At 70.1% G+C, this 15,216-nt stretch carries 12 protein-coding genes; 11 read left to right on the forward strand and 1 reads right to left on the reverse strand.

Going from position 1 to position 15,216, the window contains the following annotated elements; translation table 11 throughout:
* The first annotated feature begins 79 nt into the window (after positions 1-79).
* The 10 genes from tssC to CDN99_RS25110 all read left to right on the forward strand — a co-directional run bounded on the left by tssC (position 80) and on the right by CDN99_RS25110 (position 12,993).
* The gene (gene tssC / locus CDN99_RS25060) at positions 80-1,579 is read left to right on the forward strand and encodes a type VI secretion system contractile sheath large subunit (RefSeq protein WP_088387951.1); all 1,500 of its coding nucleotides are present in this window, start codon (positions 80-82) and stop codon (positions 1,577-1,579) included.
* Positions 1,580-1,829: 250 nt separating this feature from the next.
* Positions 1,830-2,327: an Hcp family type VI secretion system effector gene (locus CDN99_RS25065; RefSeq protein WP_259374729.1), complete on the forward strand. Its 498-nt coding sequence runs from the start codon at positions 1,830-1,832 to the stop codon at positions 2,325-2,327.
* Between the two features lie 241 nt (positions 2,328-2,568).
* Positions 2,569-3,069 carry an Hcp family type VI secretion system effector gene (locus CDN99_RS25070; protein WP_158218957.1) on the forward strand — a complete coding sequence of 167 codons (501 nt, stop codon included), beginning with the start codon at positions 2,569-2,571 and terminating at the stop codon, positions 3,067-3,069.
* A gap of 16 nt (positions 3,070-3,085) precedes the next feature.
* Complete coding sequence (locus tag CDN99_RS25075) at positions 3,086-3,889, forward strand: type VI secretion system accessory protein TagJ (protein WP_088387957.1); 804 nt, start codon at positions 3,086-3,088, stop codon at positions 3,887-3,889.
* Positions 3,890-3,914: 25 nt separating this feature from the next.
* Positions 3,915-4,409 carry a type VI secretion system baseplate subunit TssE gene (tssE, locus tag CDN99_RS25080; protein WP_088387959.1) on the forward strand — a complete coding sequence of 165 codons (495 nt, stop codon included), beginning with the start codon at positions 3,915-3,917 and terminating at the stop codon, positions 4,407-4,409.
* Positions 4,410-4,435: 26 nt separating this feature from the next.
* Positions 4,436-6,319, forward strand: a complete 1,884-nt coding sequence (tssF, locus tag CDN99_RS25085; protein WP_088387961.1) for a type VI secretion system baseplate subunit TssF — start codon at positions 4,436-4,438, stop codon at positions 6,317-6,319.
* A complete protein-coding gene (gene tssG / locus CDN99_RS25090) occupies positions 6,316-7,611 on the forward strand; it encodes a type VI secretion system baseplate subunit TssG (protein ID WP_088387963.1) in 1,296 nt (431 codons plus the stop codon). Before tssF ends, tssG begins: the two co-directional genes overlap by 4 nt.
* Positions 7,608-10,259: a type VI secretion system ATPase TssH gene (gene tssH / locus CDN99_RS25095; protein WP_088387965.1), complete on the forward strand. Its 2,652-nt coding sequence runs from the start codon at positions 7,608-7,610 to the stop codon at positions 10,257-10,259. The genes tssG and tssH overlap by 4 nt, the downstream gene beginning before the upstream one ends.
* A 178-nt stretch (positions 10,260-10,437) precedes the next feature.
* The gene (locus tag CDN99_RS25100) at positions 10,438-11,880 is read left to right on the forward strand and encodes a hypothetical protein (protein ID WP_141100979.1); all 1,443 of its coding nucleotides are present in this window, start codon (positions 10,438-10,440) and stop codon (positions 11,878-11,880) included.
* 33 nt (positions 11,881-11,913) lie between these two features.
* Positions 11,914-12,993, forward strand: coding sequence for a hypothetical protein (locus CDN99_RS25110; protein WP_141100980.1), 1,080 nt, complete (start codon positions 11,914-11,916; stop codon positions 12,991-12,993).
* Between the two features lie 23 nt (positions 12,994-13,016).
* On the opposite strand, the gene CDN99_RS25115 is transcribed toward CDN99_RS25110, so the two are convergent.
* Positions 13,017-13,940, reverse strand: a complete 924-nt coding sequence (locus CDN99_RS25115; protein WP_088387973.1) for an NAD(P)-dependent oxidoreductase — start codon at positions 13,938-13,940, stop codon at positions 13,017-13,019.
* A 229-nt stretch (positions 13,941-14,169) separates the two neighbouring features.
* Here CDN99_RS25115 and CDN99_RS25120 point away from each other — a divergent pair, with 229 nt between their 5' ends.
* On the forward strand, positions 14,170-14,955 hold the full coding sequence (locus CDN99_RS25120; RefSeq protein WP_088387975.1) for an MmyB family transcriptional regulator: 786 nt from the start codon (positions 14,170-14,172) through the stop codon (positions 14,953-14,955).
* The last annotated feature ends 261 nt before the right edge of the window (positions 14,956-15,216 follow it).

Consider the following 15,216-nt stretch of genomic DNA (forward strand, 5'->3'; position numbering starts at 1 on the left):
CAACGCCGCCCGGCACGTCAGGTCACGCGACGCGTGGCATCCCAGGCAAACGGAAATCGGAAACATCGGAGCAAGCACCATGGCCGAAGAGACTCTCGCCCAACCCTCGGCACCGCTGCAGGGCATCGAATACGAGGGCGGCGCGTTCGCGTCGCTGCTGAACAAGGAATTCAAGCCCAAGACGGACGAGGCCAAGTCCGCCGTCGAGCAGGCCGTCTTGACGCTGGCGCAGCAGGCGCTGTCGCAGACCACGCTGATCGGCAGCGACGTGATCGTGTCCATCGAGGCCATGATCGCGGAGATCGACAAGAAGCTCTCCCAGCAGGTCAACGCGATCCTGCACCACGCGGAGTTCCAGCAGCTGGAAAGCGCCTGGCGCGGCCTGCACTACCTGGTCAACAACACCGAGACCGACGAGCAGCTCAAGATCCGCGTGATGAGCATCTCCAAGGCCGAGCTCGGCAAGACGCTCAAGCGCTACAAGGGCGCGGCCTGGGATCAGAGCCCGCTGTTCAAGCGCGTCTACGAGGAGGAGTACGGCCAGTTCGGCGGCGAGCCCTTCGGCGCCCTCGTCGGCGACTACTACTTCGACCACAGCCCGCCGGACGTGGAGCTGCTGGGCGAGATGGCCAAGGTCTCCGCCGCCGCGCATTCGCCGTTCATCGCCGCGGCCAATCCGTCGCTGATGCAGATGGGCTCGTGGCAGGAACTGGCCAATCCGCGCGACCTGACCAAGATCTTCGGCACGCCCGAGTACGCCGCCTGGAAGTCGCTGCGCGAGTCCGACGACGCGCGCTACATCGGCCTGGCCATGCCGCGTTTCCTGGCGCGCCTGCCCTACGGCTCGAAAACCAATCCGGTCGAGGACTTCAACTTCGAGGAAGAGACCGGCGGCGGCGAGCACAACAGCTACACCTGGGCCAACGCGGCCTATGCGATGGCGGCCAACATCAACCGCTCGTTCAAGGCCTACGGCTGGTGTACCCGCATCCGCGGCGTGGAATCGGGCGGCGCGGTCGAGGGCCTGCCGGCCCACACCTTCCCGACCGACGAGGGCGGCGTGGCGATGAAGTGCCCGACCGAGATCGCCATCAGCGACCGCCGCGAGGCCGAGCTGGCCAAGAACGGCTTCATGCCGCTGGTCCACCGCAAGAACTCGGACTTCGCCGCGTTCATCGGCGCCCAGTCGTTGCAGAAGCCCGCCGAGTACGACGACCCCGACGCCTCCGCCAACGCCAACCTGGCCGCGCGGCTGCCGTATCTCTTCGCCTGCGCGCGCTTCGCGCACTACCTGAAGTGCATCGTGCGCGACAAGGTGGGCTCCTTCAAGGAGCGTAGCGACATGGAGAAGTGGCTCAACAAATGGATCATGAACTACGTCGACGGCGATCCCGCCAACTCCTCGGAGACGACGAAGTCGCAGAAGCCGCTGGCCGCCGCCGAAGTGCTGGTGGAGGAGATCCCGGGCAACCCCGGCTACTACACGTCCAAATTCTTCCTGCGCCCGCATTACCAGCTGGAGGGCCTGACCGTCTCGCTGCGCCTGGTGTCGACGCTGCCGTCGCAGAAGGGCAAGTGATCCGCAGCGGCCGGAACCTCCGATGCCATCGAGGGTCCGGGCGATGCCGGGTGAAGCCGGGCCGCCGTCGCGACGAGAGCCGCGACCAGGAGTCAAGACAAGAATTCGCGCGCCACGACGCGCGACGACCGTCCTAGGGAGCGCTGACGCCAGCGCCGATCCGAGTTCCTAGTTTTTATCCGGGTCCACCGACCCGCCATTCCGGTCCCCGCGCGCATCGCGTTGGCGCGGAGGCTGTTTTCAAGAGTCCATCAAGGAGAAACCGACCATGACGATCGACGCCAATCTGAAGTTCGCCGGAGTCGAAGGCGAATCCACCCACAAGGACCACAAGGGCGAGATCGACCTGCTGGCCTGGTCGTGGGACGTGCGCCAGGAAAGCACCGCCAACGCGGGCTCCGGCTCGGGCAAGGGCAAGGGCATCCCCGGCCAGTTCGTGTTCGCGCACTACTACGACAAGGCCTCGCCGGTCCTGGCCAAGGCCTGCGCCAGCGGCAAGCACTTCGACCAGGCTGTCCTGACCTGCCGCAAGGCCGGCGAAGGCCAGCAGGACTTCCTGAAGGTCACGCTCAAGCAAGTGCTGGTGACGTCCGTGTCGCCGTCCGCCTCGGCCGGCGGCGAGATCTCGGAAAGCGTGTCGGTGAGCTATGCCGACATCGAGTTCGAGTACAAGGCGCAGGACCCCAAGGGCGGCCTGGGCGGCGCGGTGAAGTTCGGCTGGAACGTGTCCACGACCGAGACCCGTTGAACGGTCGCCGTCGAGCGCCACACATCGCCGCGGCGCGCCGGTCCCTCGCGGGTCCGGCGTTGCCGAGGCGGCTGCCTCGCGTCACCGCGCCGCGTGCGCGGTGACGCGCCTGCTTCACGTCGGACTCGCTTTTCCCGAGCCTGTCCTGGCGTTCCCTTCGAGTCCCGTCCGAGTCCCTTTCCCACACGGACAACGCATGCCGGTCGCGCGCCGTCATCCGTTGTCCACGCCGGAGCCAGAGATGAATCCCATGAGCAGCAGCGGCGCGACCAGCGCCGACATGTACCTCGACCTCACGCTCAAGCGGGCGGGCAAGGTCAAGGGCGAGTCGGTGGCCGCAGGCCACCCGTCCGACATCGTGGTCCGCGGCTTCAGCTGGGGCGTGGGCGCGGCCGGCGACGCGGTCGCGGGCCAGGCCACCGGTCGCCGCAGCTACCGCCAGCTCGTCATCACCAAGGGGCTGGACACCGCCAGCACCGCGCTGATGAGCGCCGTCGCCACCAACGACGAGGTGCGCAGCGCCAAGCTCTTCCTGCGCAAGGCGGGCGGCGAGCAGGAGGACTACTTCTGCCTGACGCTGGAGAAGGCCCGCATCGCGTCCTACGACATCGAGGCCGATGCCGACGGCACGCCGGTCGAGCGCGTGGCCATGAGCTTCCAGAAGGTCTCCGTCGAGTACAAGCCGCAGAGCGGCAAGGGCCAGTCGGGCGGCTCGCACACCTTCAACGACGACCTCACGTGAGGCGGGGAGCACATCGATGAGCGCAGTTCAGGAGCTGCTCGCGGCAGGGCGTCCGACCGAGGCGCTGGCCGCCGCGCAGGCCGAGGTCCGCCAGCGCCCGCAGGACGCGCGGCTGCGCACGATGCTGTTCCAGCTGCTGGCCGTGACCGGCCAGTGGGCGCGCGCCGCCGCGCAGCTGGAGGTCTGCGGCGAGCTCGACGCCGGCACGCTGGCGATGGTCAATACCTACCGCGAGGCGCTCAAGTGCGAGCTCGTGCGCGAGGCCGTCTTCGACGGCAAGACCACGCCGATGGTGATGGGCGAGCCGGCCGAGTGGGTCGCGAGCCTGGTGCAGGCGCTCAAGGTCGAGGCCGACGGCGACGCCGGGGGCGCCCGCGCGCTGCGCGCGCAGGCGCTGGAGCAGGCGCCGGCCACCGCCGGCACGCTCGACGGCCAGGCCTTCGACTGGCTGTGCGACGGTGACTCGCGCCTGGGCCCGGTGCTGGAGGCGGTGATCAACGGCCGCTACTGCTGGGTGCCGTTCTCGGCGCTGGCGAAGATCCACGTCGAGCCCCCGACCGACCTGCGCGACCTGGTCTGGGCGCCGGCGCACCTGGAGTTCCCCAACGGCGGCGCCTCGGTGGCGCTGATCCCGACGCGGTACCCGCGCAGCCACGCCTTCGACGACGAGCGCGTCTGGATGTCCCGCCGCACCGAGTGGCAGCCGCTGCCGGGCGCCGGGAACGATCAATACGCCGGTGTCGGTCAGCGCGTGCTGATGACCGAGGGCGGCGAGACGGGTCTGCTCGACACGCGGCTGATCGAGCTGCGCGCCGGATGACGGCGTCGCCGCCGCGCAAGCCGTCATGAGCCAGATCAACCGCGACCGCCTGCAGCCGGCCTTGCTGGACCGGCTGACCGACGACGATCCCGCCCACCGCCTGGAGGCGGAAGAGCGCCGGGTGATGAGCAAGTCGCAATTGCGCCAGGCGGTGCTGCGCGACCTGGGCTGGCTGTTCAACGCGATCCAGCCGCTGGGCAAGGTCTCCGAGCCCTATGCCCGCGTGGCCGAGAGCGTGCTGAACTTCGGGCTGCCGGCGCTGTCCGGGCAGCTCGCGTCCAAGGTCGACGTGCACCTGCTGGAGAAGGCGATCCGCCTGGCCATCGTGCGTTTCGAGCCGCGCATCCTGCCGGACACGCTGGAGGTGCGCGCCGTGGAGACCGACAGCGTGCTGGACACCCACAACGTCATCGAGTTCGACATCCGCGGCCACCTCTGGTCCCAGCCGGTGCCGCTGGAGATCCTGCTGCGCACGCAGCTGGACCTGGAAGCCGGCCAGGTCGAGGTCCGCGAGGGCTGAGCCGGAAAGGCCGAGGAAACAAGCGCATGGACCCGCGGCTGCTGCGCCTCTACAACGACGAGCTCACCCACCTGCGCGAGGTGGGGGCTGAATTCGCGCGCGACTTCCCGAAGATCGCGGCGCGCCTGGGCATGGAGGACGCCGAGGTCGCCGATCCCTACGTGGAGCGGCTGCTGGAGGGTTTCGCCTTCCTGTCCGCGCGGGTGCAGCTCAAGCTGGACGCGGAGCATCCGCGGCTGATCTCGCACCTGCTCGAATCGATCTATCCGAACTTCCTGGCGCCGGTGCCGTCGATGATGGTGGCGCGCCTGACCGTCGATCCCACCGATCCCAATCTGTCCAAGGGCCATCCGGTGCCGCGCGGCAGCGTGCTGCAGTCCGCCGTGCCGCGCGGGCAGGACACGCGCTGCGAGTTCCGCACCGCCCACGCGGTGACGCTGTGGCCGCTGGAGCTGACCGGCGCGCAGTACTTCAGCCACGCGCCGGACCTGCCGATGTCGCGCCTGCCCGATGCCGCCGGCAGCCGCGGCGGCCTGCGCCTGCGGCTGCGCACCGGGGGCGGCATTCCGATGCGGCAGCTCGGGCTGGACCGGCTGCAGCTGTACCTGAGCGCGCCCGACGATGTCGCCTTCCGCCTGCATGAACTGGCGCTGGGCGCACCGCTGGGCACCTACGTCACCGGCGACGGCATCGCCGCGGCGCAGGTCGCGTCCCAGTGGCGCCCGGCGGACAGCGTGCGCCCGGTGGGTTTCGCCGCCGACGAGGCGCTGTTGCCCGAGACGCACCGCAGCTTCTCAGGCAGCCGGCTGATGCAGGAGGCGGCGGCGATGCCGCGCCGTTTCCTGTTCCTGGAGGTCACCGGCCTGGCCGACCGCCTCGCACGCATCGACGGGACGGAAGCCGAGATCGTGCTGTTCTTCAGCCGCGGCGACGCCGGACTGGAGGCGCTGGTGGACGGCGACAGCGTCGCGCTGCATTGCACCCCGGCGATCAACCTGTTCCCGAAGCGGCTGGACCGCATCCAGCTCGGCCCGGGCAGTTGGGAGTACCACGTCGTGCCCGACCGCACGCGGCCGATGGATTACGAGATCCACAGCCTGCAGTCGGTGACCGGCTACGGCGCCGGCACGCTGGGCCAGCAGACCTTCTGGCCGCTGTACGCGACCTACCACGAGGCACCGCCCGAGGCGCCCGGCTTCTACACCGCCCGGCGCGAGCCGCGCCTGCTGTCGTCGCGCCAGAAGGACCAGGGACCGCGCACGGCCTACATCGGGGACGAGGTCTTCCTGTCCCTGGTCGACCCGCGCCATGCGCCGTACCGGGAAGACATCCGGCAGCTGTCCGTCAGCGCGCTGGTGACCAACCGCGACCTGCCGCTGCTCCTGCCCCACAACGGCGCCGGCACATGGCGGCTCGATGCCGCCGGCCCGGTGCTCAAGGTCGAGGCGGTGCACGGTCCGACGCGCCCGGTGAGCCGCCAGCCGGCGGGCGAGGCGGGCTGGAGCCTGGTGGGCCTGCTGACGCAGCAGCAACTGCCCTGGGCCGACGAGGCGCCGGCGCAGGCCGCGGCGACGCTGCGGCGGCTGCTCGCGCTGTACGGGCCGCCGGGCGATCCGGCGTGGCTGCGTCAGGTCGAGGGCATCCGCGCGGTCAGCGCCAGGCCGGTCGTGCGGCGGCTGCCGTTCACCGGACCGCTGAGCTTCGGCGCCGGCACCGAGATCGATCTGGAGCTGGACGAGCTCTCGTTCCAGGGCCACAGCGCCTTCCTCTTCGCGAGCGTGCTGGAGCGCTACTTCTCGCGCCATGCCGCGATCAACAGCTTCATGCAACTGAGCCTGCGCACCGCGCAACGCGGCCCGGTCAAGCGCTGGGCGCCGCGCATCGGCGGCGACGTCGAGGGCAACGCATGAACGTGGGCGCCGCTCCCGGCGACGGTCCCGGCGGCACGCCGGGCGGCCTTCCGACGGGTGTCCCATCCGGCGTCTCGAGCGGGACCGTCGGTGCCGCCGCCAGCAGCGCCGCCAGTGGCGCGGTGGGCGACGAGCGGGATCCGGCCTTGCTGCTGCTGCGCCAGCGCGAGCGCCGCACGGCGCGCGAGGCGGCGCTGCAGTCGCTCTTCGAGGACGTCGAGTCGCGCCCCTGGGCGTACGATTTTTTCGCGCTGCTGCGCCGCATCGAGGGCCTGACGCCGGATGCGCCGCGCCTGGGCCGCGGCGTGCGGCCGTCGCAGGAGGCGATCCGCCTGGGCGAGGAGCCGGAGCTGGACTTCGCGCCCGCCGCGCTTGCCAGCCTGACGCGCGGCGCGGGCCCGGCGCCGCGGCTGGGCGTGCGGTTCTTCGGCCTGCTGGGCCCGCAGGGGCCGATGCCGCTGCACCTCACCGAATACGCCCGCGAGCGCCTGCACCAGCGCGGCGACGCCACGCTGACGCGTTTCCTGGACGTCTTCCATCACCGCCTGCTGCTGCACTTCTACCGCGCCTGGGCGCAGTCGCAGCCGGCCGTGCAGCACGACCGCCCCGCGAGCGACCGTTACGGCGCATGGCTGGGCGCGGCGGTGGGGCTGGACGACGGACTGCGGCCCAGGGACTCGCTGCCGCAGACGGCGCGGCTGTTCCAGGCCGGCCTGCACGGCGGGCGCGCGCAGCATCCGGAGGGGCTGGCGAAGATCGTCTCGCTGCACTTCGGCGTGCCGGTGCGCATCGAGCAGCATGTCGCTCATTGGCTGCCGGTCGAGGACGGCGAGCGCACCCGGCTCGGCCACGCGCGCAATCGCGGCGAGCGCATCGGCGCGGTGTCGCCGGCGCTGGGCCGCAACACGACGGCCGGCAACAAGGCCTGGGACCGCCAGTACCGCTTCCGCGTCGTGCTGGGTCCGCTGACGCTGCGCCAGTACCAGCGCTTCCTGCCCGACGGCGACGCGTGGAAGCCGCTCAACGACTGGATCCGGCAGTACGTCGGCCACAACCTGCAATGGGAGCTGCAGCCGGTGCTGCGCCGCGACGAGGTGCCCGCGGCGGCGCTGTCGGGCCAGGCGCGGCTGGGCTTCACCTCATGGACGGGCCGCTCGGGCGGCCGTCCGCATGACCACGACCGGGGCGATCTGCGCCTGCACCCGCGCCAGCGCGTGCGGGGCAGGGCGCCGACCTCCGCATCGATGCCGGCATCGACCCCGGCATCGACCTCACAGGGAGCCTCCACATGACTGAAATCGCCCGCACCAGCCTCTTCGGCAAGCTCAATCCGCTGGCCTACAAGGCGATCGAAGGCGCCACCGTGTTCTGCAAGCTGCGCGGCAACCCGTATGTCGAGCTGCAGCACTGGATTTACCAGATCCTCAACACGCCGGACTCCGACCTGCACCGCATCGTCAAGCATTACGGGCTGGACGCGGCACAGCTGTCCACGGACCTGCTGGCGTCGCTGGACCGGCTGCCGCGCGGCGCGAGCTCGGTCACCGACCTGTCGAGCTGGGTCGAGAACGCGGTGGAGCGGGGCTGGGTCTACGGCTCGTTGATGTTCGGCGACACGCAGGTCCGCACCGGCCACCTGGTGCTGGGGCTGCTCAAGACCGCGTCGATGCGCAACGTGCTGCTGGCCGTGTCCAAGCAGTTCGACAAGATCCCCGTCGACGACCTGAGCGAGCATTTCAACCAGGTCGTCGAGGGCTCGCCGGAGCGCAGCATGCGCGCCGCGGAGCCGGGCGCGGACCCGGGCGATGCCAGCGGCGCGATCGCGCCGGCGGCGATGGGCAAGCAGGAGGGGCTGAAGCGTTTCGCGGTCGACCTGACCGAGCGCGCGCGCAACGGCGAGATCGATCCCATCGCCGGCCGCGACGAGGAGATCCGCCAGATCGTCGACATCCTGATGCGGCGCCGCCAGAACAATCCCATCCTCACCGGCGAGGCCGGCGTCGGCAAGACGGCGGTGGTGGAGGGCTTCGCCCTGCGCCTGGCGCAGGGCGACGTGCCGCCGCAGTTGAAGGACGTGTCGCTGTACATGCTGGACATCGGCCTGCTGCAGGCGGGCGCGAGCATGAAGGGCGAATTCGAGAACCGCCTGCGCCAGGTCATCGACGAGGTGCAGGCCTCGCCCAAGCCCATCATCCTGTTCATCGACGAGGCGCACACGCTGATCGGCGCTGGGGGCGCGGCCGGCACCGGCGACGCGGCCAACCTGCTCAAGCCGGCGCTGGCGCGCGGCAAGCTGCGCACCATCGCGGCGACGACCTGGGCCGAGTACAAGAAGCACATCGAGAAGGACCCCGCGCTGACGCGGCGCTTCCAGGTCGTGCAGGTGCCCGAGCCCGACGAGGCCAAGGCGGTGCTGATGCTGCGCGGCGTGGCGTCCATCCTGGAGACGCACCACCGCGTGGCGCTGCTGGATGAAGGCATCGAGGCGGCGGTGCGGCTCTCCCACCGCTACATCCCCGCGCGCCAGTTGCCCGACAAGGCGGTGAGCCTGCTGGACACCGCCTGCGCCCGCGTGGCGGTCAGCCAGCACGCGACGCCGGCCGAGCTGGAGGACTGCCTGCGCCGCATCCAGGCGCTGGAGGTGGAGCGCGAGATCATCGATCGCGAGGGCGCGATCGGCATCGACGTCGCCGAGCGCAAGCGCCGCGTCGCGGCCGACCTGGACGAGGCGCAGACGCGTCGCGCGCTGCTGGAGGCGCGGCACGCGAAGGAGAAGGCGCTGGTGGACCGCGTGCTGGAACTGCACGCGCTGCTGCGCAAGGACGGCGAGGGCGCCCCGACCGACGCGGAGCGCGAGCCGCTGCTGGTCGAGCTGCGGGATCTGCGCGGCCAGCTCACCGCGCTGCAGGGCGACGCGCCGCTGATCCTGCCGACGGTGGACGAGCAGGCGGTGGCCGCGGTGGTGCAGGACTGGACCGGCATCCCCGTGGGCCGCATGGTGCGCAACGAGCTGCAGGCGGTGCTGCAACTGGCCGACACGCTGAACCAGCGCGTCGTGGGGCAGCGGCACGCGCTGGAAATGATCGCGCGCCGCATCGAAGTGTCGAGGGCGCGGCTGGACAACCCGAACAAGCCGATCGGCGTGTTCATGCTGGCCGGCACCTCGGGCGTGGGCAAGACCGAGACCGCGCTGGCGCTGGCCGAGGCGCTGTACGGCGGCGAGCAGAACGTCATCACCATCAACATGAGCGAGTTCCAGGAGGCGCACACGGTCTCCACGCTGAAGGGCTCGCCCCCGGGCTACGTCGGCTACGGCGAGGGCGGCGTGCTGACCGAGGCGGTGCGGCGCCGGCCCTACAGCGTGGTGCTGCTGGACGAGGTCGAGAAGGCCCACCCGGATGTGCACGAGCTCTTCTTCCAGGTCTTCGACAAGGGCTGGATGGAGGACGGCGAGGGCCGCTACATCGACTTCAAGAACACCATCATCCTGCTGACCAGCAACGCCGGCAGCGACCTGATCATGAAGCTGTGCGCGGACCCCGAGCTGATGCCCGAGCCCGACGGCATCGCCAAGGCGCTGCGCGAGCCGCTGCTGAAGATATTTCCGGCGGCGCTGCTGGGGCGCCTGGTGACGATCCCGTATTACCCGCTCAGCGAGGAAATGCTGGGCCAGATCGTGCGCCTGCAACTGGGCCGCATCCAGAAGCGCGTGGGCGAGAACCTGGACGTGCCGCTGAGCTTCGACGACGAGGTGGTGAAGCTGATCATCAGCCGCTGTAACGAGGTGGAGAGCGGCGGGCGCGTGGTCGACGCGATCCTGACCAACACCGTGCTGCCGCGCATCAGCCGCGAGTACCTGACGCGGCTGACGAACGGCCAGGCGATCACGAAGGTGGCGCTGAGCGTGAAGGACGGGGACTTCGCCTACGGGTTCGATTGAGGCGTCAGATCGCCGCGCCGCCGTGGGACCGTGGCGCCGTCGCACAGCAGCACCGTCAAGAGGCCGGCTCCGCAATCCGGAAGGCCCGTCTCAGCATTTGACCGATGGCGGCCGCCGGTGGCGGTTCCTATGCTGCGAGGCATCGCGGGCGAGCGGGCCCGGCAGCGAGATCGGCGTCATGAAGAGTCACGATACCGGCGCCGCCATGGCGCAGCGGCAGCCCGCGGCGGGAGCGCGCGAGACGGTCCCGGGCGCGCCCAGCCCGACGATGAGCGGCATCGGGCGCCATCAGGCGGCCATCAACCAGTCGCCACGCATGGTGGCGCAGCGCCTCGCCATCGAGTCCGCTGTACGAGGCGCGCCGCCGACCATCGACACCGCGGGCGTCGTGCAGCGCGAGGGCGACGACTGGGCGTTGGACAGCACCACCAAGATGCGCCAGGAACTCGATGCGTCCAAGCACGGCCGGCGCTACGCGTTCAAGTTCGATCATGGTGGAGCCAACGCCGGCTTCGGCACCGCGCTGCATCACCATGTCTCGCGGGCGAAGATGAGCGAGCTCACGGCCTCCTACAAGAAGAGCCAGACCTACCAGAGCAAGATGAAGCGCGGGACGGACAAGGACGAGCTCGGCGCGGCGCTGTCGGGCTTCCAGAAGGCGATCGGTGAGTTTGGCAGCCAGGCGTCGCTGGATTCGCAGGACATGGAAACGATCCTGCACAACCTGCCGATGAACCTGCATTACGGCCCCGCGATCGTGAAGTCCGACCCGGGCAGCGCCTTCGATCCCAGTACCCAACCCCGCGCGGGCGGCAACGGCGAGCGCGAGCTGGAGCCGACCTCGGCGGCACTGTCGGGTTTCGCGACCACGTATCAGGACGCGCTCGATCAGCTCCCGTCCGACAGCACCGGCGCCTTGCTGGCCGAAACCTGGACCTCGCTGACCACGCAGCTGCGGGCGGCCCATGCCCTCTACCTGCAGCATCCGAATCTGGTGCACACCAGCCACGGCGCCATCGCCGTCAACGAGGAGCAGTGGATCACCACCGACCAGTCGGACACCTGGGCCAAACGCGGCCTCAACAAGTGGCCGTCGCTGGACGCGGCGAAACAACGCTTCGCGGAACGCACGGCCCCGCTGGCCGCCGGCGCCGCGGGCCTGGCCATCCATCACGACTTCACGATCGCGGCCAACGGCGGCGTGGTCACCATCCGGGTGGGCTGCTCCGCCGCGGATCTGGTGCACTTCTGTAACCGTCACACGTTCAGGCACTTCGACCCGGGGCAGATCAAGCTGCTCAACACCTTCTTCGATCCAGGCTCGACCCTGGTGCAGGTCACGGCCGCGGCGCAGCAGGCATTCGGCTTCGTGGAGGCGGAGTTGAGGCGTCAGTTGCCGAGCGGCGTCGAGGACTATGAGATCACCGGCGGGTTGATCGAGCTGCTGGCGAGCGATGGACTGACGTTCAGCGCGAACGCGCGCGAGATGACCGTCATCGACCGCGACGACCTGTGGGCCGCCGCGGTCGACGGCGCGGTGCAACTGGTGAGCCTGGTGCCCGTGGGCTCGGCCTACGACAGCTACGACGCCGGGCTGCTCGCCTCGCTGAATCTGCCGTGACGGCGTGAGAGACATTCGATGGCACGCGCAGCAATGGATCGTCCCCCCCGCGACGTGTCGCGGTCAGGCGAGGAGCGCGCCGCCGCGTCGCGGGCGGGTGCCCACGATGGCGCCCGCGGTCCGACGGCCGAGGTCCGGCAGGGCGCTGGTCGCGCCGTCGATCAAGGGACGCGGCAGCTCAAGCAGGAGGCGTTGATCGCCGGTGTCGCCAGCAGCCCGCGCCAACAAGGCCAGCAGCGGCGCCTGGGGGCGTTGGTGGGCGAGCCGGCCGTGGCGTCGCCGCACGCGTCGCTCGCGGCATCCGTCCCGCGACACGGGATCGCCGGCGCCGATGGCGTCGTCCAGGGGCGTTTCATGGCACCGAGGGGCGGGCCCATGCGGGGCTGGGTGCAGAAGCTGCTCGGTATCCCCTCGGTCGCCGGCATGTTGGAGGACCCGGACTTCATCGTGCGTTTCGAGACAAGGAACGATCCCGAGGACAGGGCCGAGGGATACACGAGGGATGAAGACGGCGTGCTCGTCATCGGCGTCAACCTGGCCCGTGTCACGAACGAGGGGCACGCGCTGCACGTGCTCACGCATGAACTGGTGCTGCACGCCGAGGGCGCCTGGGTCGACGGCTCGCTGGAGAACGTGCTGGACCGCGACACCATCCAGGGGCAGCATGGGGAGATCGTCGAGCAGCGCGTGCAGGCTCCCGATCAGACGCTCGTCGACGGCAGCTACCGCAACGCGCAACGCATCGTGGTCGAGCAACTGGCGGAGCAGGACCACTACCAGTCGATCGCCGACTTCGTCGTCGCCGGGATGGCGGAGCAGGTCAACGTGATGTACATGACGCTGCAGAACCACTTCGCGCACGTGGACCAGAACGACCCGCCCAACACCCAGTACGGGCGCGCCTTCACCAGCGCCAATCTGACGAAGGCCCGCAACAACATCGTGCTGGCGTGGAACCACGTCGCCCAGACGATGCAGGCGCGGCGGGCCCAGGTGCAGCAGGCGCAGCGGCAGCCCATCAATCAGGCCCTCCTCGCGGTGCGGGCGGCCAAGGACCAACATCTCCAGTCGATCGACGACTTGCTGCAGGCCGCCCGGCAGCGTGGGCTGTAGGGCCGCGGCCGGGCGCCACGCGTTCACCGCCGCAGGACCTGGATGAGCGCCGCCAGTTCCTCGTTCTCCAGGCCCTTGGCGGACGCCTGCCCCAACCAGCCGTCCACCAGCGACGGCAGCTCGGCGTTGATGCCCAGGCGCCTGGACGCGTCGAGGATGCGGCGCACCGCGGGCACGGAGATCCGCATCGGGCTCTGCGTCATGCGGAAGTCCCCCGAGGCGATGACCTGACCCTGGTGCTCGAAGAAGGCGCCGAAGCTCGGCGCGATCGCGCGCACCAGGCGGCCGTAGGTGGCCACGTCCATGCCGGCGACCTCGGCGATGTGGGCGCCATGCAGGAAACCGGCGTAGGCGCCGTAGACGTAGGACAGCGTGGCCAGGTCCATGAACGCGGCGGCGTCGATCGCGTCGCCCAGGTAGACCAGGTGGCCGGCCAGGACCTTCAGCAGCGGCTCGACGCGGTCGAACTGCGCCTTCGGGCCGGACAGGAACAGCGGCGTGTCCGGCTGCCCCATCTGCTGCGGCGCGGCCTGGATGGCGCCGTCGAGGTAGTGGCCGCCGTGCCGCTGCACGCGTGCCTGCACGCGGCGGGCATCGTCGGGCCCGCCGGTGCCGAGGTTGATGATCAGCCGGCCCCGGAGCGCTTCGCTCACGCCGGGCTGATCCAGGATCGCTTCGGCGGCCTGATAGTCCAGCACGCACACGAAGATCACGTCGCTGGCGGCGATGGCGGCGGCGGGCGTGGCGGCCAGCGCGGCGCCGCGCTCGATCAGGGCGGCGGCCTTGTCGGGGCTGCGATTCCACAAGGTCAAGCGATGGCCGGACTTCAACAGCAGATCGGCCAGCGCGAGGCCCATCGGGCCCAGGCCGATCACGGCGAGGGGAGTCGCCGCGGAGGCGGGTGCGGTGCTGGTGCCGGTGGCGCGGGTGTCGGCGGGAACGTTCATCTCATCTCCATGTCTGCCCGGCGGAAGTGCCGGGCGAGGCGCCATGGTGGAGAGCGCGTTGGCGGCGGGCAATTACCTTGCTGTTCAGTCGCGGTTTGACGCACGAGGTCGGCAAAGAGTCCCGATTGGGTGTGGGGCCGCGCTCGGCGTCGATGCGAGGCCGCGCCATCGCCCTTAGGCTGCGACCTGCCGCGAGCTTGGCGCGGCACGACCACGGAGCGAGGACGAGATGGAATTGGCGCAATTGCTGAAAGGCGCACGCGTGTCGAGCGGACAGAGCCAGTTGGCGTTGGCCGTGCGGATGGGTGTGTCGCAGCGCCACGTGAATTTCGTCGAGGGCGCCCGCTCGCGTCCCAGCCGGGTCCTGTTGCTGGACTGGCTGGCGCAGACCGACAGTCCGCCGTCGATGTTCAATGCCGCGCTGCGGATGGCGGGCTACGCCGCGTTGAGCGACACGGACCACGTGACCCCTTGCGAGTCGGGCTGCGATACGGCGGTGCTGCGGGCGCTCGACCTGCACATGCCGAATCCGGGGTTCGTCTTCGATGCTGATTGGCGCGTGATGCGCTTCAACGCATCGGCGTTGTGGCTGATCGATCAGGTGATGCCGGACCTGGCGCCGACGACGCCCGGTGAGCGGCTGGACATGATCGCGGCGCTGGCGAGTCCGCGGGGCTGGCTGTCTCGCGTTCACCGGCCCGTGGAGGTCGGCGCGGCACTGCTGGCGCAGTTGCGCGCCGAGCAGTGGTCGCGGCCCGCGCTCGCGCCGCGCGTCGATGCGCTGGAGACGGCGCTGCGCGAGCGTTTCGGGGACGACGTGCTGCGCTCGTCGAGGGCGCCGACGACGACGTATCTGGACCTGGTGCTGGAGACGGACCTGGGGCCGCTGTCGTTCTCCGTGCTTCAGTCCTGGACGGGGCTGCCGACGGACCAGGACGCGACTTCGTCGAGGGCGGAGTTGTGGTTCCCGACGGATGACGGCACGGCGGCGGTGGTGCGGGAGGCGATGGGCTGAAGGAGGGGTGTCGGGGTCCGCGGACTGCAGGCGGGAGTTTCAAGGGGGTGATCGATTTGCCGGCGCTTTGTGCGCTATGGGCCTCAATGGCTCGGAGGGGGCCGGGGCTGGCAGAGGGCGGATCTTCACGCGATTTCTGAAGGGCCGTTCGTCGGGGGTGTGTCAGAAATTCTGTGTTTGAGGCGCTTCTACGAGGCTACGAGCCGGTCCTGGTGAATCGGTCTGCGTAGAGGATGGCGAATTGGTTCATTGCCTCTCGCC

Origin of the sequence: Roseateles aquatilis (assembly GCF_002205645.1) — a bacterium.
Taxonomy (GTDB): domain Bacteria; phylum Pseudomonadota; class Gammaproteobacteria; order Burkholderiales; family Burkholderiaceae_C; genus Roseateles; species Roseateles aquatilis.